18 protein-coding genes are annotated in these 20862 nt (G+C 61.0%); 9 read left to right on the forward strand and 9 right to left on the reverse strand.

Annotated features, from left to right (window positions below; genetic code table 11):
• Positions 1 to 11: 11 nt before the first annotated feature.
• Complete coding sequence (locus JL474_RS15655; RefSeq protein ID WP_203142814.1) at positions 12 to 1739, forward strand: tannase/feruloyl esterase family alpha/beta hydrolase; 1728 nt, start codon at positions 12 to 14, stop codon at positions 1737 to 1739.
• 286 nt (positions 1740 to 2025) lie between these two features.
• Here JL474_RS15655 and JL474_RS15660 read toward each other — a convergent pair whose 3' ends face one another.
• From JL474_RS15660 to JL474_RS15670, 3 genes are all read right to left on the reverse strand, one after another.
• Positions 2026 to 3309, reverse strand: a complete 1284-nt coding sequence (locus JL474_RS15660; protein ID WP_203142815.1) for a porin — start codon at positions 3307 to 3309, stop codon at positions 2026 to 2028.
• A 301-nt stretch (positions 3310 to 3610) separates the two neighbouring features.
• Positions 3611 to 4093, reverse strand: a complete 483-nt coding sequence (locus JL474_RS15665) for a MarR family winged helix-turn-helix transcriptional regulator (protein ID WP_203142816.1) — start codon at positions 4091 to 4093, stop codon at positions 3611 to 3613.
• A 268-nt stretch (positions 4094 to 4361) separates the two neighbouring features.
• Positions 4362 to 5234 (reverse strand): aldo/keto reductase family oxidoreductase, encoded by an 873-nt coding sequence (locus JL474_RS15670; protein WP_203142817.1) that lies wholly within the window; start codon positions 5232 to 5234, stop codon positions 4362 to 4364.
• 98 nt (positions 5235 to 5332) lie between these two features.
• Here JL474_RS15670 and JL474_RS15675 point away from each other — a divergent pair, with 98 nt between their 5' ends.
• Positions 5333 to 6235 carry a LysR family transcriptional regulator gene (locus JL474_RS15675; protein ID WP_203142818.1) on the forward strand — a complete coding sequence of 301 codons (903 nt, stop codon included), beginning with the start codon at positions 5333 to 5335 and terminating at the stop codon, positions 6233 to 6235.
• 131 nt (positions 6236 to 6366) lie between these two features.
• Here JL474_RS15675 and JL474_RS15680 read toward each other — a convergent pair whose 3' ends face one another.
• Positions 6367 to 6969 (reverse strand): PEP-CTERM sorting domain-containing protein, encoded by a 603-nt coding sequence (locus JL474_RS15680; RefSeq protein ID WP_203142819.1) that lies wholly within the window; start codon positions 6967 to 6969, stop codon positions 6367 to 6369.
• 772 nt (positions 6970 to 7741) lie between these two features.
• Here JL474_RS15680 and katG point away from each other — a divergent pair.
• Positions 7742 to 9955: a catalase/peroxidase HPI gene (gene katG, locus JL474_RS15685; protein WP_203142820.1), complete on the forward strand. Its 2214-nt coding sequence runs from the start codon at positions 7742 to 7744 to the stop codon at positions 9953 to 9955.
• Between the two features lie 148 nt (positions 9956 to 10103).
• Complete coding sequence (locus JL474_RS15690) at positions 10104 to 10832, forward strand: hypothetical protein (protein ID WP_203142821.1); 729 nt, start codon at positions 10104 to 10106, stop codon at positions 10830 to 10832.
• 161 nt (positions 10833 to 10993) lie between these two features.
• Here JL474_RS15690 and JL474_RS15695 read toward each other — a convergent pair whose 3' ends face one another.
• Positions 10994 to 11167, reverse strand: coding sequence for an RSP_7527 family protein (locus JL474_RS15695; protein WP_203142822.1), 174 nt, complete (start codon positions 11165 to 11167; stop codon positions 10994 to 10996).
• A gap of 126 nt (positions 11168 to 11293) precedes the next feature.
• Between JL474_RS15695 and gcvA the strand changes: the two genes are divergently transcribed.
• Complete coding sequence (gene gcvA / locus JL474_RS15700) at positions 11294 to 12205, forward strand: transcriptional regulator GcvA (RefSeq protein ID WP_123634016.1); 912 nt, start codon at positions 11294 to 11296, stop codon at positions 12203 to 12205.
• A 168-nt stretch (positions 12206 to 12373) separates the two neighbouring features.
• On the opposite strand, the gene JL474_RS15705 is transcribed toward gcvA, so the two are convergent.
• Positions 12374 to 12808 (reverse strand): Rrf2 family transcriptional regulator, encoded by a 435-nt coding sequence (locus JL474_RS15705; protein WP_203142965.1) that lies wholly within the window; start codon positions 12806 to 12808, stop codon positions 12374 to 12376.
• Between the two features lie 124 nt (positions 12809 to 12932).
• On the opposite strand from JL474_RS15705, the gene JL474_RS15710 reads away from it, so the two are divergent.
• Positions 12933 to 13856: an NAD(P)/FAD-dependent oxidoreductase gene (locus JL474_RS15710; RefSeq protein ID WP_203142823.1), complete on the forward strand. Its 924-nt coding sequence runs from the start codon at positions 12933 to 12935 to the stop codon at positions 13854 to 13856.
• A gap of 111 nt (positions 13857 to 13967) precedes the next feature.
• Here JL474_RS15710 and JL474_RS15715 read toward each other — a convergent pair whose 3' ends face one another.
• Positions 13968 to 15416, reverse strand: coding sequence for a helicase HerA-like domain-containing protein (locus tag JL474_RS15715; RefSeq protein WP_203142824.1), 1449 nt, complete (start codon positions 15414 to 15416; stop codon positions 13968 to 13970).
• A 322-nt stretch (positions 15417 to 15738) separates the two neighbouring features.
• On the opposite strand from JL474_RS15715, the gene JL474_RS15720 reads away from it, so the two are divergent.
• Together JL474_RS15720 and yghU are read left to right on the forward strand one after the other, a co-directional pair.
• Positions 15739 to 16236, forward strand: coding sequence for a DUF1993 family protein (locus JL474_RS15720; protein ID WP_203142825.1), 498 nt, complete (start codon positions 15739 to 15741; stop codon positions 16234 to 16236).
• A gap of 259 nt (positions 16237 to 16495) precedes the next feature.
• On the forward strand, positions 16496 to 17368 hold the full coding sequence (gene yghU, locus JL474_RS15725) for a glutathione-dependent disulfide-bond oxidoreductase (protein WP_203142826.1): 873 nt from the start codon (positions 16496 to 16498) through the stop codon (positions 17366 to 17368).
• A 55-nt stretch (positions 17369 to 17423) separates the two neighbouring features.
• Here yghU and JL474_RS15730 read toward each other — a convergent pair whose 3' ends face one another.
• Together JL474_RS15730 and JL474_RS15735 are read right to left on the reverse strand one after the other, a co-directional pair.
• A complete protein-coding gene (locus JL474_RS15730) occupies positions 17424 to 18275 on the reverse strand; it encodes a hypothetical protein (RefSeq protein WP_203142827.1) in 852 nt (283 codons plus the stop codon).
• A gap of 90 nt (positions 18276 to 18365) precedes the next feature.
• Positions 18366 to 19193 carry a helix-turn-helix domain-containing protein gene (locus tag JL474_RS15735; RefSeq protein WP_203142828.1) on the reverse strand — a complete coding sequence of 276 codons (828 nt, stop codon included), beginning with the start codon at positions 19191 to 19193 and terminating at the stop codon, positions 18366 to 18368.
• Positions 19194 to 19364: 171 nt separating this feature from the next.
• Here JL474_RS15735 and JL474_RS15740 point away from each other — a divergent pair, with 171 nt between their 5' ends.
• The gene (locus tag JL474_RS15740) at positions 19365 to 20840 is read left to right on the forward strand and encodes an alanine/glycine:cation symporter family protein (RefSeq protein ID WP_203142829.1); all 1476 of its coding nucleotides are present in this window, start codon (positions 19365 to 19367) and stop codon (positions 20838 to 20840) included.
• Positions 20841 to 20862 lie beyond the last annotated feature (22 nt).

A 20862-nucleotide genomic window follows, 5' to 3' on the forward strand; every position in this document is an offset into this window, starting at 1 on the left:
AGGAGCTAATCATGATCAGAAAAAGGTATCCGGCATGGGTACTCGCCGGTTCCGTGCTGCTCACCGGGTGCAATTCGGACGACTCGTCTGACGATGCAGCCGCCAACACCCCAGCCCAGCGCTGCGAGTCACTGAAGCACCAGGCGCTGGACGAGACGCAACTCACCTCGTCCACCCTTGAAACCACCGGCGATAACGGTGTGCAGGCCTGCCACGTCGCCGGCAAAATCAACGAGCGAACCAGCCCCGTGGACGGACAGACCTACGCCATCGGCTTTGAGCTGTGGCTGCCGGTGGACTGGAACGGCCGGTTTTACTATCAGGGCGGCGGTGGCACCGACGGGGCGATTCAGTCCGTGGATCCGGCCATGCTGGCTGAGGGTTGGGCGGTCGTGGTTTCCGACAGCGGTCACAGTAACGACACCAACGTCTCGGAACTGGCCGGCACCAACGAATTCGGCCTCGATCCCCAGGCCCGGTTGGACTATGGCTACAACGGCCCGGCCCAGGCGACCCTGAAAGCCAAGGCCCTGACGGAATCGTTCTATGACGACGCCATCGATTACTCGTACTTCCAGGGTTGTTCCGAAGGCGGGCGTGAGGGGCTGATGTTCTCCCAGCGTTATCCGACCTACTTCGACGGCATCGTCGCGGGCAACCCGGGCATGGACCTGCCCAAGGCGGCAGTCGCGGAAGCCTGGGATTCGCAGGCCTTCGCCGAGGCCGCGACGCAAACCACCGAGTTCGGCAACCCGGACCTGGCCAGCGCCTTCAGCGATGACGACCTGTCGACCATTGGCGACGCCATTCTGGATGCCTGCGACGCCGACGACGGCCTGGTCGATGGCATGGTCTTCGATCCCCAGGCCTGCGACTTCGATCCCAGCACCCTGGGACCCGGCGGTACGGGTGATCTGACGGCCGCGCAGGTGACCGCACTGCAAAAGGTCTTCGGCGGCGCCAGAAACGCCCTGGATGAACCACTTTATGCCGGCTGGTTCTGGGATCCAGGCGTTGCCGCCCAGGGTTGGCGCGTGTGGAAAACCGGCCCACTGTCCCCGGACCTTCCCGGCAACAGCGGCCTGAACGTCACGCTCGGCGGCGGTTCGTTGCCTTTCGTTTTCACCACTCCACCCAATTCGATGACCAACGGCACCGCGATCACCACCGGGAGCCAGGTGGAAGACGCCAATCCCCTCGATCAACCGGGCATGAGCGGTTATGGCGGCGCCTTCGTGCAGTGGATCCTGGGCTTCAACATGGATACGGACGCCCCCAAGATCTACGCAACCGATGACACCTACACCGAAGCGGCCATGACCTTCATGGGCACCAGCTCCACGGACTATGCCGGCTTCCGGGACCACGGCAGCAAGCTGCTGGTGTACACCGGCCAGGCGGACCCGGTGTTCTCATCGAAATACCATCTGCAGTGGTACAACAACCTGGTCTCGGCCAACGGCGGGCTGGCGGCAACCCAAAGCTTTGCCCGGATCTTTGTCGTTCCCGGCATGAACCATTGCGGCGGCGGCCCGAGCACCTCCCAGTTCGACTCGCTCAATGCGCTGCAGCAGTGGGTCGAAAAAGACCAGGCACCCGAGCGCATCACGGCGACCGCGCCGGAAGGCACGCCCTGGCCCGGCAGGACGCGGCCCCTCTGCGCGTATCCAGAGCAGGCCCACTACACGGGATCCGGCGACATCGAGGACGCCAGCAACTTTGAGTGCCGCACCCCCTAGGCACGGCCTCGCGGCCCTGGGGATTCCAATCCGGGGCCACGCCTGATGGCGTGACGGCATGGGGCCGGGTGTCTTCCCGGTTACCATCGCCGCCACGCCATTTTTGTTGGGGGCTTTGTCAGGGGCCGCCCGGCCCCCACGACTCGAGGGTGCAGAGCCCTATGCCCGACGTCGAAGAGGCTTCCCTGTTGCGGGCCCCGAACACCACCCAAGCGCCGTGAGCCGCCCACAAAAAAGGGGCTGACATCCGCCAGCCCCTTTCTTCCCGCGTTGCAGCACCTGGGTTTCAGAACTTGTAACGCAACCCCACCATGTAGCCTTCCTGGCTCTCGCCGGCGGCCGGCGCGGTATTGGGACCGGCACCGGATACGGCGTAGGCCGCATTGTCGCTGTTGGTGATGTACCCCATCTGGGCATAGGTATCCAGGCCCGAGGCCAGGTTATAGATACCCCGGATCACCGCCAGCGTCGCGTCGGCATCCTGGTCGTCGTTCGTGATGTCGTACACCCCGCCATCCAGCGTGAATTTGGGCGTGAACTTGTAATTGGCAGTCACGTAGTACGCATCCGATTGGATGTTGGTGGCCGCGGTGTCCAGTTCGCGGCCCAGCCAGCCCACGCCGACCTTGCCATCCCCCAGCTTCACGTAGCCGCCCAGGCTGGTGCGGCGATCCGTGTCGCCGGAGTCGCTCATATCCACGGGCGGCTGGCCGTTGAAGAAGAACGCCTGCGCACCGTCACCGCCGTTGAGCGTGTCGATCGCCGCGGCGAGACCAAACGTACCGGTATCGTATTTGAGCATGGCCGACCAGGCCTGACAGGCGGAGGAGTCGCCCACCTGCAGGGACTCGCCGCCGCAGGTACCGGACGCCGGCACCCCCCCGCTGGTGTCGCGACCGAAGGAGTAGCTGACGCCGGCGGAAATCCGGTCGGTGAAACGATGCATCCAGGACAGGGAATTGTCGTAGCGGGCATTGGGCAGATAGGCATCCAGGGAACCCAGCGCATAGATGTTGGGGCCGATGAGATCGGAGGTCCCCTGGGCGAACAGGAAGACCGAGTACTGACGTCCTACGGTCAATCGGCCATAGGGGGTTTGCAGCCCGACATAGAGCTGGCGACCGAACAGTCGACCGCCCTGCCCCTGGGTGCCGTCATCGGCGTTGAACCCCATCTCCAGCTTGGCCAGACCCCGGTAGCCCTCGGCGATATCAATGTGGGCGTCGATACCCAACCGCGATGCCATGGTGCCGGTGATGGCGGGGATTCGTGTCAGCCCGTCGCTGTCTTCCCCGATGTTGGTGATGTGTTCGACGCCGGTATCCAGAACACCGTAGAGGGACACGTCGGAGCGATCCGCAAGCGACCCCGGCTCCGGTGCCTGCGCCTGTTGCTTCTGCAGCGCTTCAATCTGCTGGCGCTGGACTTCGAGCTGTTGTTGAAGATCCTCCAGGCTCGTTGCTGCCACAGCAGGCAGCGCCGGGAGAGACAGAGCCGCGATCAGGGCCAGGTTCAGCCCCCGTTTTGCAGGTAGGCTCGTTCGTTGTTGTTTTGTTGTTTTTGTTCTCATTCATCAACCTCCTATCAGGCTTTTGTCGGGCGTTGCTGCGCCCGGTCTCCGGAACGGTGCGTTGATCGCTGCGAGTGACGCCTAAGTGGAACGCACTCCGGCAATCAATTAAATATCAACTAAGTTGATATTTAATTGATGCTATTCCTATTATTGAACAAAAGCAAGACAATGCCGGCAGCGCCTCAGCAGCAGGCGCTATGCGGCCGACAGGTCACCATCCAGGGAGTGGAATGCGATTGACATCTTCGAATCGGAAAGGCCGGCTGTCCGGCGGAAACGCGAGTCAAACAGGAGAGGCTTAGAGTTCCGCCAGCATTCTGACCAAGCCGCGCAACTGGTTCTTCAGCGCCAGACTCTCGTCAACGGACAGTTCAGCCAGCATGCGACGCTCAAGCTCAGCGATCACCTTGTCTCCCTCCGCGAGGATATCCTTGCCCGCGTCGGTCAGGCTGATCTGAATGATGCGTTTGTGGGTGGGATCCGGTTTGCGTTCGATCCAGGCGTTTTTTTCCATCACCTTGATCAATTCGTTGGCCGCCTGCGGCGACACCATGGTGCGCTCTGCCAACTGCGCATTGGACTGCTGCCCGCGAATGTCGACAACAGACAGCGCGGTGTATTGCCCCACCGTCAGCCCCAGTGGCGACAAGGCGTGCCGTATATGGCGATTCAGCGAACGGTCCAGACGACCAATAATGTAGGCCACCCCCAGAGGCTTCTCCGTCGGCAAATCGTCTGAGCCTCTGAGCTTGTCTTCCGGCAGCGTCTTCTTGGTCGACAATTCTGAATCCTCCATCGAGTCTTTGAACAAACTGATACCCAGTCGACGCCGATTATAGAGTATCAACATCAAATCAAGCTACTTCATACAATTTAGCTTCCGCCTGATCGTGCCCCGTTCTTGATGGTTCCGCCCAAACGCCTCTTGCTCAAATACCAGCCACAGTCCGCCACGCCGCCGTTCATCAGGCTGACGGTCATTCATCCTGAGCTTACCCACGCTCTTATCCACAGATTTTGTGGATGGCGTGGGCAGGCCCGGCATGGATTCACTCAGGTTTGGCCACGCGCTCCAACGCCGTCAGCGCGGCGTCGGGCAAGGTCAGTGAAGCCGCCGCCAGATTTTCGCGCAAGTGCGCCAGCGACGAGGTACCGGGAATCAGGAGAATGTTGGGCGACCGCCGCAGCAGCCAGGCCAGCGCCACCTGCATCGGCTGAGCGTCCAGATCGTTGGCCACCTGGTCGAGAATCGACGACTGCAATGGCGAAAACCCACCCAGGGGAAAGAACGGGACATAGGCGATGCCATGGCGGGCCAGCTCGTCGATCAGGCCATCATCATCCCGGTGGGCCAGGTTGTACTGGTTCTGCACGCAAACGACCGGCGCAATACGGCGCGCTTCCGCCACCTGCGCAGCGGTGACGTTGCTTAATCCGAGGTGACGGATCAGTCCCTGCTGCTGCAGTTCGGCCAGCACAGTGAAAGGCTCTTCCAGGGAGCCTTCGGCCGGGCCGTGAGTGTCGAACATGGCGCGCAGGTTCACCACGTCGAGCGCCTCGATGCCAAGGTGCTCCAGGTTATCATGCACCGCCTGGATCAACGCCTGCCGCGAAAAAGCGGGCAACCAGTTGCCCTCGCCATCGCGACGGGCGCCGATTTTGGTGGCAATCGTCAAGTCGTCGCCATAGGGATGCAGTGCTTCCCGAATCAGTCGATTGGTGACGTATGGACCGTAAAAGTCCGACGTGTCGATGTGATTCACGCCACGGGCAATCACTTCCTTCAGAACGGCTTTTGCGGCCTGCGGATCTTTGGGCGGGCCGAACACACCGGGGCCCGCCAGCTGCATGGCGCCATACCCCAGTCGATTCACCCGTCGGTCGCCCAGCTGGTATGTGCCTGCGTCATGGATTGCGGTCATGGAAACTCTCCTTTGATGGGAACCGCAAACAGTCTAAAAAGCCGCCATCTGTGCGACAATCAGGTAAATTAAAGACGGGCTGTACGGATATTCGGACAATGACAACCGACCTGAACGACCTGGGCGCCGTCGTAGCCGTAGCGAAAGCCGGCGGCTTCCGGGAAGCAGCACGCGCCACCGGAAGTAGCGCCTCACGGCTGAGTGATGCCGTACGCCGGATGGAAGCTTCATTGGGCATTCGCCTGTTTAACCGCACCACACGAAGCGTGGTTCCCACCGAAGCCGGCACGCTGTTGCTGTCCCGGCTGGCGCCGGCCATGAGTGAGATCGACACGGCCCTGGATTCCCTGAATCGCCTGCGGGACCGGCCAAGTGGCACCCTGCGGCTGAATGTCCCCGTCAGTGCGGCGAAGCTGGTGCTGCCGGATATCGTGGTGCCATTCCTCGAGGCCTACCCCGAGATCAAGCTGGAGATCATCGCGGAAAGCAACGTGGTCGACGTCTTCAAGGCCGGCTGCGACGCGGGCATTCGCTATGACGAGCGTCTGGAACAGGACATGATCGCCATCCCCATCGGCCCGCGCACCCAGCGTTTTGCGGTGGCCGCCGCGCCGTCCCTGCTGGACCGTTTGGGCCGTCCCGGCCATCCGCGCGACCTGCTGGACTATCCATGCATCCGGGGGCGCTATGCCTCCGGCATGTCAACGGCGTGGGAGTTCGAAAAATCGGGAGAAATCATCCGGATCGAACCGACCGGACCGCTGACGGTCAGCATCGGCGCGGCGGTGGATCTGTCCGTGCAGGCTGCCGTTGGCGGAACGGGCGTCATCCAGCTGTTTGAGTCCTGGCTGCAGCCCCACCTCGACAGCGGCGCCCTGGAGCCGGTACTGGAGCCCTGGTGGCAGACCTTCTCCGGCCCCTATCTGTACTACCCCGGCCACCGCCTGGTGCCGGCGCCGCTGCGCGCCTTTATCGATTTCATCAAGGCCCGGGATCTTTGAGGCGATAGTCCGCCTCCAAAGTGCCCTGTGATGTCCGCAGTCGGCGCTTACGGCCCCTCAGATCCAACCCGAAGCGCTAACCCCGGGCCCGCTCTAAGCATGCCAGTCAGAGGGGCCAGCCCAATCACGTTTCAGACAGGCGTATCATTTTTTGCGAAAGCCGGGACCGGCTCGCCACATCGGTCACACGGTCGACCGATCCCGGTTCCGCGGCGTTTGCGCCGACCGGCCAGTATTCCCGCCAGCCCCAGACCGAACAACGCCATGCTGGCAGGTTCGGGTACATCAACCGTGCTGATCTTGGTCAAGCCGGCCATGAAAAAGTAGCCGGTGTGGGTACTGACCACCTCGACGGAAGCCCCTTCGAACGGAGCCGTTTTATCCAGGTTGTGGAAAATGTCCTCACCGGCTTCCAGGAAGAAAAGATCCAGATACAGGAAGCAGGACACATCCCCTACGGTAAACGGCTCAAAACCATTTTCGTAAAGTTGTCCGACATCCGATACCGGCTGATCGTACATCAGCGGCACGAAGCCCTCCCACTCGAAGTTCACCGGTGTACTGGCAAACGTGGCAGACACCAGGCCCCGGCGCTGGTCATCTACCGTAAAAAGTCCGACCGCATCATAGGACTCATACGGGTTTTCAATCTTGTTGGTATACGCATAGGTAATCAGTGCGGCATGAGCGGGTGCGATAACACTCAGCGCCAGCAGCAGTAGCAGGGCTCTCATAACGATCTCCGGATCCTTGCTCGGATGACGTGATAACGGGCCTGAATATCCCAGAGCAGGAAGTTGTCATTGTTGAAGCCGGAATCCTCACACATGGCGGGTTGAAAAGCAGGCGTTACCGCAAAGACCCGGGGGTCGCTTTTTCTCACCAAATCCCTGTCGGATTCTGACCAGTTACGTCTTCGGAAAAACACGGGCAATAACCGGGCCACAAACTGTTATCTCAGGGAGTTGCGGGGCAACGTGAAGGAGGACCGTAAAATAACCTGACACTTTGCGATTGGGAGGCTGCAGCCCCTTTTACACCGGTATCGGACAAACCTGAATCCGGCGTGGCCAACGGCTTGTTTTGACTCCCCATATCATCGGTGCGTCGGAAATATTGCCATCGACTGTTCAGGTACACGCCCCTGTCAAAGGCTCGCCATCAGTGAAACGGCCATAAAGCCCCCGGGCGGGAAACGGGTCAATTGCCGACCATCTTCACGCAGCCCATACCCCGTCTCGTTCTGATCGCTTCGTCTCCAGCCTACCCACACGCTTATCCACAGTTTCTGTGGACAGTGCCGGTTTCTGGAGCCCCATAATTTTAATCAATTGAACCAATTACCGGCTTGGCATGTCAAAGTCAAAAACTATTGCTCTGGTTAAAAAAGCAAATTTGTGCATTGGCCGCGGGTTGCTACGTTTATTAAATCGACAGACGCGACATCCGAGGTGTCGTCAAGCCTCGATCGCTGTTCCAACAACGCAGGAATAACGGAGAGAACAAATGGCCGAGAACATAGGAAAGTCAGGCGGGTGCCCGGTGATGCATGGGGCCCATACGAGGCTCGAAGACAAAGGCACCTACAACAAGGACTGGTGGCCCAACCAGTTGAACCTCAGCATCCTTCGCCAACACACCAGCAAATCCAACCCGCTGGGCGAAGACTTTAACTACGCCGAAGAATTCAAGAAGCTGGACCTGGCCGCGGTCAAGCGCGACCTGACCATGCTGATGACCGATTCCCAGGACTGGTGGCCGGCGGACTTCGGGCACTACGGCGGCCTGATGATCCGCATGGCCTGGCACAGCGCCGGCACCTACCGTATTGGCGATGGCCGTGGTGGCGCCGGTGGCGGTCAACAACGTTTCGCACCGCTCAACAGCTGGCCGGACAACGTGAACCTGGATAAGGCCCGTCGCCTGCTCTGGCCGATCAAGAAAAAATACGGCAACAAGCTGTCCTGGGCGGATCTCTACATTCTTGCCGGTAACGTGGCGCTGGAATCCATGGGCTTCAAGACCTTCGGTTTTGCCGGCGGCCGTGAAGATACGTGGGAGCCGGAAGAAGACGTTTACTGGGGCGCCGAGAAAGAGTGGCTGGGCAGTGACGAGCGTATCGTCGACAAGGCCAACCGCGAGCTGGAAAACCCGCTGGGTGCGACCCACATGGGCCTCATCTACGTGAATCCGGAAGGTCCCGAGGGCGAACCGGATCCGGTGAAAGCCGCCCACGACATCCGTGAAACCTTCAAGCGCATGGCGATGAACGACGAGGAAACCGTCGCCCTGATTGCCGGCGGCCATACTTTCGGCAAAACCCACGGTGCCGGCAGCGAAGACCAGATGGGGCCCGATCCGGAAGCCGCTCCCATCGAGATGATGGGGATGGGCTGGAAGAGCAGCTACGGCAAGGGTAAAGGCGAAGACACCATGGGCGGCGGTCCCGAGGTCATCTGGACCCAGACGCCGACCCAGTGGAGCAATAACTTCTTCGAGAACCTGTTCGGCTATGAGTGGGAGCTGACCACCAGCCCGGCCGGTGCCAAGCAGTTCGTGGCCAAGGGCGCCAAAGGCGATGAAATGCCGGGACCGGAGAAGGACTCGCCGCGCCGCGCCCCCACCATGCTGGTGACCGACCTGTCGCTGCGCTACGACCCGGAATACGAGAAGATTTCCCGTCGCTTCTACGAAAACCCGGAAGAGTTCGCCGACGCGTTCGCCCGCGCCTGGTTCAAGCTGACGCATCGTGACATGGGCCCGAAATCCCGCTACCTCGGCCCGGAAGTGCCGGCCGAAGATCTGCTCTGGCAGGATCCGGTACCGCCGGTGGATCACGACCTGATGAACGATCAGGACGTGGCCGACCTGAAGAGCAAGCTGCTGAATTCCGGCCTGTCTGTCTCTGAGCTGGTGTCCACGGCCTGGGCGTCCGCCTCCACTTTCCGCGGCTCCGACATGCGCGGCGGCGCCAACGGCGCCCGTCTGCGTCTTGCCCCGCAGAAAGACTGGGCGGTGAATGAGCCGGCCAAACTCGGCAAGATCCTGCAGACGCTTGAAGGCATCCAGAAATCCTTCAACGACGCCCAGTCCGGCAACAAGAAGATTTCGCTCGCCGATCTGATTGTGCTGGGTGGCAGTGCCGGTATCGAGAAGGCCGCGAAGGACGCCGGCCACAACATCGAGGTGCCGTTCGCGCCGGGACGGACCGACGCCAGCCAGGACCAGACGGACATCGAGGCATTTGAGCCGCTGGAACCCCAGGCTGATGGTTTCCGCAACTACCGTCGCACCAAGTTCGCGGTGCCGGATGAGGACATGCTGATCGATCGCGCCCAGCTGTTGCAGCTCACCGCGCCGGAAATGACGGTGTTGGTCGGCGGCCTGCGGGTCCTCGGCGCCAACTCGGGCGATTCCGGGCACGGCGTGTTCACGGACAAGGTCGGCGCGCTGACCAACGACTTCTTCGTCACCGTCACCGACATGGGTCTGGAGTGGAAGCCCTCACCCAGCGACGGCGATGTGTTCGAAGGTCACGACGTGAAGACCAACGACGTGAAATGGACCGGCACCCGGGTGGATCTGATCTTTGGTTCCAACTCGCAGCTGCGGGCCCTGAGTGAGGTCTATGCCCAGGACGACGCGAAGGAGAAATTCGTGAAGGACTTCGTGAAAGCCTGGACCAAAGTAATGAACGCCGACCGCTTCGATCTCGCCTGATCGCGTCGTCGGAAACCGAAGGGCGCCACGACCGGTGGCGCCCTTTTTTATGGCCGGCTGCCCGGCCGCATCACAGACAAGCCCGCTGTCCTGCGCTAACCTGTTGTTTCTGAAACGTTCAAGCCGCCCGCTCAAAACAGGTTTTCCCTTGCGTACCTACATCAAACAGTCTTTCCATTTCCTGACCGCCCACTTTCGCCGGATCTTCAGTCTGTTCCTGGTTTACCTGGTGTTCTTCGCCGCCGCGGACTGGCTACACACCCAGCTCTACCCTGTGGTGGCACAAAAGCAGATGCTGAGCTGGGGATTCATGATCGTCGACTGCGTGATCACGGCCTTTGCCTTTTCGTCCATACTTCAGCTGTTTGAAGATCTACGGGTGGATGCCGCGCAACCCGTGCTGAGCTACCTGAACCGGGCGCCGCGCTTCTTCGCGCCCCTGTTCACGTTGTTGCTGGCACTGAAGTTGGCAGCATTGCCGCTGCTGTTCTGGCCGTCCTGGGTGCTGATGCTGCTGATTTTCCTGGCGGGCGTGAAGCTGTCGTTTGCGGTCTTTGAAGTGGTCCGCATGCGGCGGGGAGTGCTCGACTCCCTATCGGCCAGCTGGGCGCGAACACAGGGGTTCATGGTCGCACTGGTGTTGTCATCGGTACTGGCGGGCGTCGGATCGGGACTGTTTGCCTGGCTGGTGCATGTCGTCTTTGTGAAGCTCGCGCTGGCCGGTGAGCCAGCCGTGTCCTACGACCCGGGCGTCGCCTTGCTGGTCCGCTTTATCGCGTCACTGTCCCTGTTTTTCTACGTTGCGGGCGGCGTCTTTGCGTATCGGCTGTATTGCGCGGCGGTGGAAGCCGGGGAAGGCTCATCCGTCAGGGAATGAGTATGAACGGGCTTTTCCGTTCAACGAAACGGAAGCAAATTGATTCAATCGATGACTTGCACAGGGTGCCCCTCTGTCCGAGACAGGGTGTCCCGGTGGCGCCGTGAGGCAGACGGGCCGGCCTGGAAGGCCAGCCAATCTCCACACGAGGATCGCAGCGCTTAGTGGCTGGGAGACAACTTCGTGGGTTGGGCGCTGAACAGTCCCTTGATCTTGGCTTTCAGTGCAGAACCCAGTTCAGCAACGTATTCGCTGCGCTGTTGATGGGCAACCTGGATGTAGTAATCAATATCGATGTTACCGAGAGAATCTGTTTTCAGTGCTTGCTTGGCCATGGTGGGTGTCCTCGTCTGGCTGTGTTTAATCTCTACGCTGCCAATGATATGGACACCGCCGCTGTTGAAAAAGCGATCATTTCTAAGGAGAATGCTGAATATTTCTCAACAGTAGTGGAAACCCGTATGCGCCGTCTTCCACCCCTGAATGCACTCCGTGTATTCGAGTCATCGGCCCGTAACAAGAGCTTTGCAGCGGCAGCCGAGGAACTTTTTGTCACCGCATCCGCGGTCAGTCACCAGATCAAGACGCTTGAAGAATATTTGGGTCTTTCCCTGTTCAGCCGCAGCAAACGCAAGGTGGAACTGACGCCGGCCGGGGAACAGTACCTGACCTCCGTCAGGCACGCGCTGGACGAAATCGAGATGGCGACCCACCGATTGACGGCCGCCCAGGAAACCAACGTGGTGCAGATCAGCGTGGCGCCCAACTTCCTGACGCGCTGGCTGATGCCGAGGATGGCCCGCTTCCAGGCGCTCTACCCGGACGTGGAACTGCAGATCAACGCGTCCATGGGCCTGCTGGACTTCAACCGGACCAGCACCGATATGGCGGTCTATTTCGGCAGCGGCGAATGGGACGATATCGAAGTGCATTTCCTGCGCAAGGTCATGCTGGTCCCGGTATGCAGCCCGGAGCGGCTGAAAGGCCCCTACCCCCTGGAGAAACCGGAAGACCTGCAACACCACACGCTGATCTACGTCAGCAAACGCACCTGGGAATGGGAAGACTGGATGCAGCAGGCAGGCGTGGAATTCATCACCCCCAAGGGCAGCCTGCAGATGTCCAGTGGCCAATTGGCCACCGCCGCTGCGCAGGAAAACCTGGGCGTAGCCCTGGCGGACAGCACGCTCACCTCACGGGAAATCAAATCCGGCCGTTTGGTGGTGCCGTTCGACATCAAGCTCGATACCCACAAGGCCTTCTATCTGGTCTATCGCAAGCACCGCCCCCTGACCACCGGCATGCGTGCATTCAAGGAATGGCTGATGAGTGAAATGCAGGCCCACGACGAAGAGGACGCGGCGACGGTCTGAACCGATCACTTTTCCAGCGGTTTGATCACGAAACAGACCGCCCTGCCAGGCCCTGGCCAATTGCGCGCCAATCCGCTGGAAGCCTCTCGCCACCCCGCCTCGAACCACTTCTCCTGCCACTGCTCACAGTGTTATCCACAGAATTTGTGGACAAGCCCGGCGAGCCTCTTACCCGCTGTTTGAGACCTTCTCGGAGCGGCTCCGGAACTGCAGCCGATCCAGGGTAACGTCCCGGAAGCGTGCCAGCAGAAGCGATTCCGCTTCTTCCAGGACATCATCAATCGCACCGTTGACGGCCTGTTCGATTGGGCAGTCGGTATGTTCGTCCGTCAGGCCAATGGTGAAGACCGAGCCCTCGCCCAATGCCCTGTGAACGTCGTAGAGCGTAATGGCTGAGAGCGGCCTGGCCAGCGACCAGCCGCCACCGTGCCCCTTCACAGACGTGACGTAACCTTCTGTTTTCAGGAGAGCCATGGTCCGGCGCACCACCACCGGGTTGGTGTTGAGCATCCGGGCAATGGTGTCGGAGGTGGCCGGTCCGTCCAGTTGATCCATATGAACGAGAACGTGGAGAACGCGGGATAAACGGCTGTCTTTGCGCATGACCATAAGGCTTCGTGAATGTCGCATCAGCTTATCATGTAACTTTTAATGTTTCATGTATTGCCAACCCGCCAGCCTTCAGGTAACAATAAATGTTACATGAAAGCCACTCAGGAGATGGACGATGGATGCCGATGTGATGGTGATTGGCGGCAGCTTTGCGGGCATGTCCGCGGCCCTGCAACTGGTGCGGGGACAGCGACAGGTGATCGTGATTGACGGTCGCAGCCCAAGAAACCGGTTTGCGGCGGCGTCCCACGGCTTTTTCGGCCTGGACGGCGTCTCGCCGGAGGAGATTCATGAACGGGCCCTGGAGCAGTTGCTTCGATACCCAACCGCACGGGTGATTGAAGGCCAGGCCTCAACGGCGGCGCAGATCGAAGGCGGGTTCCTGGTGACACTGGCCTCTGGTACCGCGTTCAGCGCCCGCAAACTGATCCTCGCCACCGGCCTGAAAGACGAACTGCCGGACATCCCGGGCGTCGAGGAGCGTTGGGGACAGACCGTCATACACTGCCCGTACTGCCACGGTTTCGAGTTGCGAAACCGACCATTGGGTGTGCTGGCCACCAGCCACCTCTCTGCCCACCAGGCCGGCATGATTCCGGACTGGGGCCCGACGACCTATTTCACCCAGGGCACTTTTGAGCCGGACCCGGAGCAACGCGACTATCTCCAAAAACGCGGCGTGACGATTGAACATGCCCCCGTGGTCGAGGTTCTGGGCGAGGCTCCGGCATTGTCCGGCGTCCGGCTCGCCGATGACCGGGTGATCGAACTCGGTGGGCTGTACGTCGGCCCCAAAACGCGAATGGCCAGCCCCCTGGCGGAGCAGCTTGGCTGCGTGTTTTACGACGGCCCCATGGGACCGGTCGTACAGATCGATGATCTCAAACAGACGACGGTCCCGGGCGTCTTTGCCGCCGGCGATATGTCCAACCCCATGCAGAATGCCACCCTGGCGGCCGGCTCCGGGGTGATCGCCGGCTTCAATGCCCATCGCATCCTGATGCAGGAAGATCCCGGAAGGATCGCCGCCCAGGCCTGATCACGGACTCGCCAGAACCGCGACAGGGTAGGTAGCTGGCGGCTTACCCGCGTCTCTACAGCGGTTGCTCACAGGGTTATCCACGGATTGTGTGGACAACCGTGCTGCCGCTCAACGGCGGGGTTTCATCATCTGTTTGAGCATCTGCACCAGGATGCGGCTGATCTGGGTGGCGAGGCTGCGCAGGAAACTCTTGGTGAACGCTTCGGTGGGTGTTTGTCGGCGACTGCGCTTGAGGCTGGCGTCCTTTTCGGGGACCGGCTGCTTTTCCGCCGCTTTTTCCTGCTCGACACGACGCGCCTGCAAACGCTCATGGGCACTGTCGCGATCAATGGCTTCGGCGTATTTGGCCGCCAGCGGGGAGTCGTCCCGCAGCGCATCCATCGCCGCGCCGTCGATGGGTCCGATCTGGCTGCGCGGTGGTGCGATCAGGGTCTTTTCCACCACTGAGGGCACGCCCTGGTCATCCAGCGTCGACACCAGCGCCTCCCCCAGGCCCAGCTCGGTAATCACCTGCGCGGTATCCAGGGCCGGATTCGGGCGGAATGTCTCGGCGGCCGCCTTGACGGCTTTCTGGTCGCTGGGTGTGTAGGCCCGCAACGCATGCTGTATGCGGTTACCGAGCTGGCCCAACACACTGTCGGGAATATCCGACGGCGACTGGGTGACGAAGTAGATCCCCACACCCTTCGAACGGATCAGGCGGACCGTTTGCTCCAGCTTTTCCAGCAGGGCCGGTGGTGCGCTGTCGAACAGCAGGTGCGCCTCGTCGAAGAAGAACACCAGCAACGGCAGGGGCTGGTCGCCCCGCTCCGGAAGCTGCTCGAACAACTCCGCCAGCAACCACAACAGGAAGGTGGTGTAGACCCGCGGCTGCATCATCAGTTGGCGGCCATCCAGCAGGTTGATCACGCCCTGGTCCTGTTCCGTGGCGATCAGGTCCTGGATCGCGAGCGCTGGCTCACCGAAGAAAACCTCGCCGCCCTCGTTTTTCAACACCAGAACCCGCCGCAGGATGGCCCCCAGACTCTGGGTCGAGAGGTTGCCGTAGTCGGCTTCCAACGCCTTGCGGTGGCCCATCATCCAGTTGATAACGGCTTCCAGGTCTTTCAGATCCAACAACGGCAGGTTCTGCTTGTCCGCGTAATCGAAGGCCAGCTGCATCAGGCCACTCTGGGTGTCATTGAGCTCCAGCAGGTTGGCCAGCAACGTTGGCCCGAGATCGGCGACGGTGGTGCGCACCGTTTGCCCGCTCCGGCCGAAGATATCCCACAACCGGGTGGGACAGCCGGTCGGTGCCCAGTCGGTGATTCCAATGGCTTCGATGCGCTTATCCACAGGCTTGTTGCGGCTGCCCGGCGCGGAAATGCCACTCAGATCGCCCTTGATGTCGGCGCTGAATACCGGAACGCCCAGCCGGGAAAAGCCTTCCGCCAGCACTTGCAGCGTGACCGTCTTGCCGGTTCCGGTGGCGCCGGCGACCAGTCCGTGGCGATTGGCCATGGCGCCGAGCAGATATTGCGGCTTGCCATCCGCCGCACCGATCAGAACGCGATTCATCACCACCGTCCCTGCCGGCGAAGATCCGGCCTTAGGCGATTTTTGGGAGGGAACCTTTGGATTTAAGGCCAGGGTCAGAAAATAATCAATCGCAGCGACCACGGCTCATGGATTGGGCAGCCGGACCCGTGCCGGTCATTCTGGAACCAGAACGCTGAAGGCCAGACGCCGGCCGGCTTCGGGATGGTTCTCCTTCCGTTACCCACAATGTTATCCACGGATTCTGTGGACAATAGGCGGTTGTTTTCCGGTCAAAAAACAGGGCATCCTTTGATCGGGACCCAACCCCCGCCCCCAACCTCCCAATCGCCGGAAACCCGCCATGATGACAGGCCCCAAACAATGGCTCATGCGGCCGCTGGAACAACTGGACGGCATGCTGACCGGAATACCGGACCGACTGTTTGGCGAAGCCCTGGCGCCGGACATGTTCCCACTGGGAACGAATGCGAAGATCGCCGCCAACTTCAGTCTGCGCGGCTATTGTCCGCTACTGGGGCAAGACGTGGTGTCGTTCGACGGGGGTGGAGATGACAAGACAGCCGTCATGCAGCAGGTTCGCCAAACGCTCAACCACCTGGCCTCGTTACCCGACGTCGACGACCTGGATCCGGACAAGACGGAACGGGACCGTGCCGGGTTCAATGAGATCGCCCTTCCCCAGCCGGCGTTTATCCAACACTACATCCTGCCCAATCTGTTGTTCCACAGCAGCATGGTGTACGCGATTGCCCGTTTGCACGGTGTCGAACTCGGTAAAGCGGATTTCGACGGCTTCCACAGTTATCCATCCGGGTTCCATTTTGTGAGCGGGAATTGACCAATACGATCAACCCGTAATCGACATCGCCACGCCTGATCAATTGCGCGCCATATCGCTGAATCGAAGTGACGGTGGCGCTTACCGGACCTTCTCCCGGAGTTGCTCACAGCGTTATCCACGGATTGTGTGGACAAGCGCTCGGCAGTGAACGAAAGCCCCGCGCGGGTCGTACCTTGTTGTTTGCAGAAACCCGACAGCTTGTCTCACTCCGGCCCTATGGGCACTATGAGGCATCGAACCGACACAGAGGGCAGTGATGAGCGACTCAACCTATACCCCACCCAAGGTCTGGAAATGGGATAACCAGAGCGGCGGCAAATTCACCAGCATCAACCGTCCGATCGCAGGCCCGACCCACGACAAGGCCCTGCCGGTTGGCAAGCACCCACTCCAGCTGTACTCGCTGGCGACGCCCAATGGCGTGAAGGTTACCGTGATGCTGGAAGAGCTGCTGGAGCGCGGTATCCGTGAGGCCGAGTACGACGCCTGGCCGATCCGCATCCTGGATGGCGATCAGTTCGGCAGTGGCTTTGTCGACGCCAACCCCAACTCCAAGATCCCGGCCATGGTCGATCACAGTATGGATCCGCCGCAGCGGATCTTCGAATCCGGCAGTATCCTGCTGTACCTGGCGGATAAGTTCGGGGCGTTTATCCCGGAAGACGTGGCGGGCCGGACCGAATGCCTGTCCTGGCTGTTCTGGCAGATGGGCAGCGCACCGCTACTCGGTGGTGGCTTCGGGCATTTCTACGCCTACGCGCCGGAAAGCTACGAATACCCGATCAACCGCTACACCATGGAGGTGAAGCGCCAGCTCGATGTGCTCAATCGCCAACTAGCGGAGCACACCTACATTGCGGGTGAAGACTACACCATCGCCGATATGGCGATCTGGGCCTGGTATGGGGCGCTGGTGAAAAACAAGGTGTATGACGCGGCTGAATTCCTGGAAGCCCACACTTACACCCATGTGGTGCGCTGGGCGGAGATGATTGCGAAGCGGCCGGCCGTACGCCGGGGCCGGATCGTCAACCGCACCTGGGGGGAGCCCGATCAGCAGCTGCACGAGCGGCATGACGCGAGCGACTTCGAACTGCGCACCCAGGACAAGCTGGAAACGGCGGACTGATCCCATGCCCGGCGCCCTGCGAATGGGGGCGTCGGGCATCGTCAGGGGCAGGAAATCAGGACCCCTGGGTGAACCGGGTCATCTCTTGTTTGACCTTTTCAACCTGCTCGCCCCACGCTTTCTGGTAAGCCGCAAAACGATCTCCAAGCCGATTCAGTGACAGCTGCACCTGGGCCAGCGCCTTGCTGCCGTCGGCGACGGACTGAACGGTGGGATCGTCCAGCTCTTCGCGATTCTCATCCAGTCGAATCACCGCCTGCTGCAGGGTCTGACGATCCTGGGGGGCCGCCTGGGGATTGTCTTCCAGGGCATTGCTGATGGACTCGGACAATGCCTCCATGGCCTCGTCGAGTTTCTCGGCGAAGTCGTCCATCTGCTTCGAGACATCCTCATTGGCGGTAGCCATCCGGTCCTTGAGCTGCTCCGACATGCGCTCGATGTCCTTGGCCGCCTTGTCCGACGATTCCGAAAAGCTGCTGCGCATCTGCTCGCCGAAGTCTTCCAGCTTGCGCATCATCTGGTCGAACAGCGGCCGGTTGGTGAACGCCTCTTTGGTGTGGGCGTAGTCCACCCGCCAGTCGCCGTCCTCCTGGACCAGATAGGTTGTGGTTTCCAGTGGCGTGTCGTCTTGGTCCTTCAGCCCCTTGATCCGGGTCGTAATCCGGGCGGTTGGCCCTTCAATCACGATCCGGCCAGACGAGGCCGTGGCACCCTGCCAGTCCTGCCCAAACCCGTCGAAGCGGCTTGCATCATCCAGGGTCGACAGATCCGCGACCTCGCCGGCATCGCCTTCGATGACCGATTGCCAGAAGGCTTTTGAAACCTCCTGTGGGGTTTCCGGACCGCCGCAGGCGGACAGCATCAGCGTACCGAGGATGACCAGGGAATAGCGTTTGATAGCGCGCATAAATCAACGTCTTCAGTGAACGGGAAAACGCAGTCTATCGGGCGACTTTCGTACCGCCAAATAACGATTGTTAAGGATTCGTCGGGGCGCTCAGTGGCGGGCCCGGAACAGCATCTCACCCGGCGCCATGTCGTTACTGACGGCATCCAGGATGGATTGGTCCACCCGGGGATCGTCGGTGCGGTACAAGCCACACAGCCGCAGGGCTTTTCTCAATTGCACGCTGGGCCCGAGGTATTCGTAGAGCACCCGGGCGCAACACGGCATGCGCTGGCTGTTGTCGGACACGCCGATCTTGATGCCCGTCAGGCGGGTCACCCGGTTGCGGAAGCTGGGGAACAGGATGGTCTGGGTAATTTCGTGGCGGTTCAGGGTCTCGTAGTCCACCAGGAACAGGCGGTCGCTCAGCAGGAAGGCCATGCCCTGATAGCGGTTGTGGCAAGGCGGCTCGCCGGCAACCGGCTCCATCCGCTCCGTACGCTGGAAGACCACCTGCCCGTCGCGCTGTTCCAGGCACACCAGGTTACGCAGGAGTTTGCCCGGCGCCGACATGGACAGGTAATACTCGAAGTAGTAGCCCAGGTAACGATCCATCGAACCGCCGGCGTGCTGCAACCGGTCCAGATGAGGGCCGGCCGAGCCTGACCGTTCATCGTCGACCGGCCGCACGCGGGGACGAACCTGCACCAGGCGCTCAAACTCCTGGTGAGGCCGCTCGATGTCCTGCACATCCACCCCGAAAAACTCACAAAGCCGGCGCAGGGTGTTGGCTGACGGCCGATGCTGGCCGCTGAGATAGCGGTTGAACTGGGGCCGGTTGATGTTGAGCCGCCGGCAGACTTCGGCGATGGACTTGTAATAGCTGCACAGCAGCCGGAGATTCAGCGCCAGGTCTTCGTGGACACCTGCTTCGCTCATAACCGATGGTTCCCGTGGGTGTGTATGGCGCCAGACTGCGATGGCGCACTATGACGCACTTAGCGCATCAGAGCGCGCCACTGTGCCGCCAATGCGCAAAATTCTATCAGCCCCCGACGGTTGTTTAAATGAGTTGCCTGTTTACAAGAACAACTTCCAGAGAGGCCCTTTATGTTGGAATTCCTCAATGATCTGCTCTGGGGCAAGGTACTCATTGCCCTGCTGATCACCGTCGGCGTTGGCTTCAGTGTCGCGTCCCGCTTTGTCCAGTTCCGCTATTTCGGGCGGATGTTCCGAATTCTCAGTGCCAGCCAAGCCTTCCAGCGCGACCAACACGGTCACCTGAGCTCCTTCCAGGCGCTGTTGCTGTCCATTGCCGGTCGTGTCGGTGGCGGTAACATTGCCGGTGTGGCGGTCGCCATTACCCTGGGCGGTCCCGGCGCCGTATTCTGGATGTGGGTCGTCGGCCTGATGGGCATGGCCACCAGTTTCCTGGAATGCACCCTGGCCCAGACCTACAAACAGTCGGAAGCGGACGGCACCTATCGGGGTGGTCCGGCCTATTACATCGCCCGGGGCCTCGGGCCGAAGTGGCGCTGGATGGCGGGCATCTATTCCCTGCTCCTGCTGGTCACCTTCGGCTTTGGCTTCACGGCCCTGCAGTCCTACGCGGTCGCCACATCGGTGGGCGACGCCTTCGGTGTTCCTGTCCTGTATACCGGCATTGCCCTCGCCGTCATCGTGGCCGCGATCATCTTTGGCGGCGTCAAGCGGATTGCCCGGGTCTCCGAGGTGCTGGTACCGATCATGGCGGCGGGCTACCTGATCATTACGGCGGTCGTCCTGGCGATGAACATCGAGCGCATCCCGGACGCCATCACCCTGATCGTGAAGAGCGCCTTCGGCCTCGAGCCGATGATCGGCGGCGGTATCGGTGCGGCCATCCTGATGGGCGTCAAGCGTGGCCTGTTCTCCAACGAGGCCGGCCTGGGCAGCGCCCCGAACGTGGCGGCGGTGGCCTACGTGCCACACCCGGCCAACCAGGGTGTGGTGCAGGCGTTCTCGGTGTTTATCGACACCATCATCATCTGCTCCTCCACCGCGTTCATCATCCTGCTGAGCGGCATCTACGATCCGTCGAACATGGCCGATATTGGTGGCGTCGCACTGACCCAGTCCGCCCTGGCGGACCACGTGGGCGATTGGGGCCGCAGCTTTGTGAGTATCGCGCTGCTGTTGTTCGGTTTCAGCACGATCCTCTACAACTACTACCTGGGTGAGAACAGCGTCGACTTCCTGAGCACGGCCAACCGCCCGCTGGCAAACACCTTCCGCGTGGCCGTTATCGGCCTGGTGTGCTGGGGCGCGACTACCGACCTGGGCACCGTGTTCGGCTTCGCCGACGTCACCATGGGCCTGCTGGCGCTGGTCAACCTGATCGCGCTGATCGGCCTGTTCAAGCCGGGCCTGCGCATCCTGAAGGACTTCGATCGTCAGATTGCCGAAGGCAACGAGCAGCCGATTTTCGAGGCCCGCAACTTCAAGGACATGAACATCGACCTGAAGGCCTGGGACCTGGAACCGGAAGACGTCGAGCGCCTGCGCGAACGTAACGAGGCAACCGGCGCCTTTCAGAGCCAGTCCTGATGCCATCCGGGCGGCGCCACCC

The organism is Marinobacter mangrovi (genome assembly GCF_016798325.1).
GTDB classification, from domain to species: Bacteria; Pseudomonadota; Gammaproteobacteria; order Pseudomonadales; family Oleiphilaceae; genus Marinobacter_A; species Marinobacter_A mangrovi.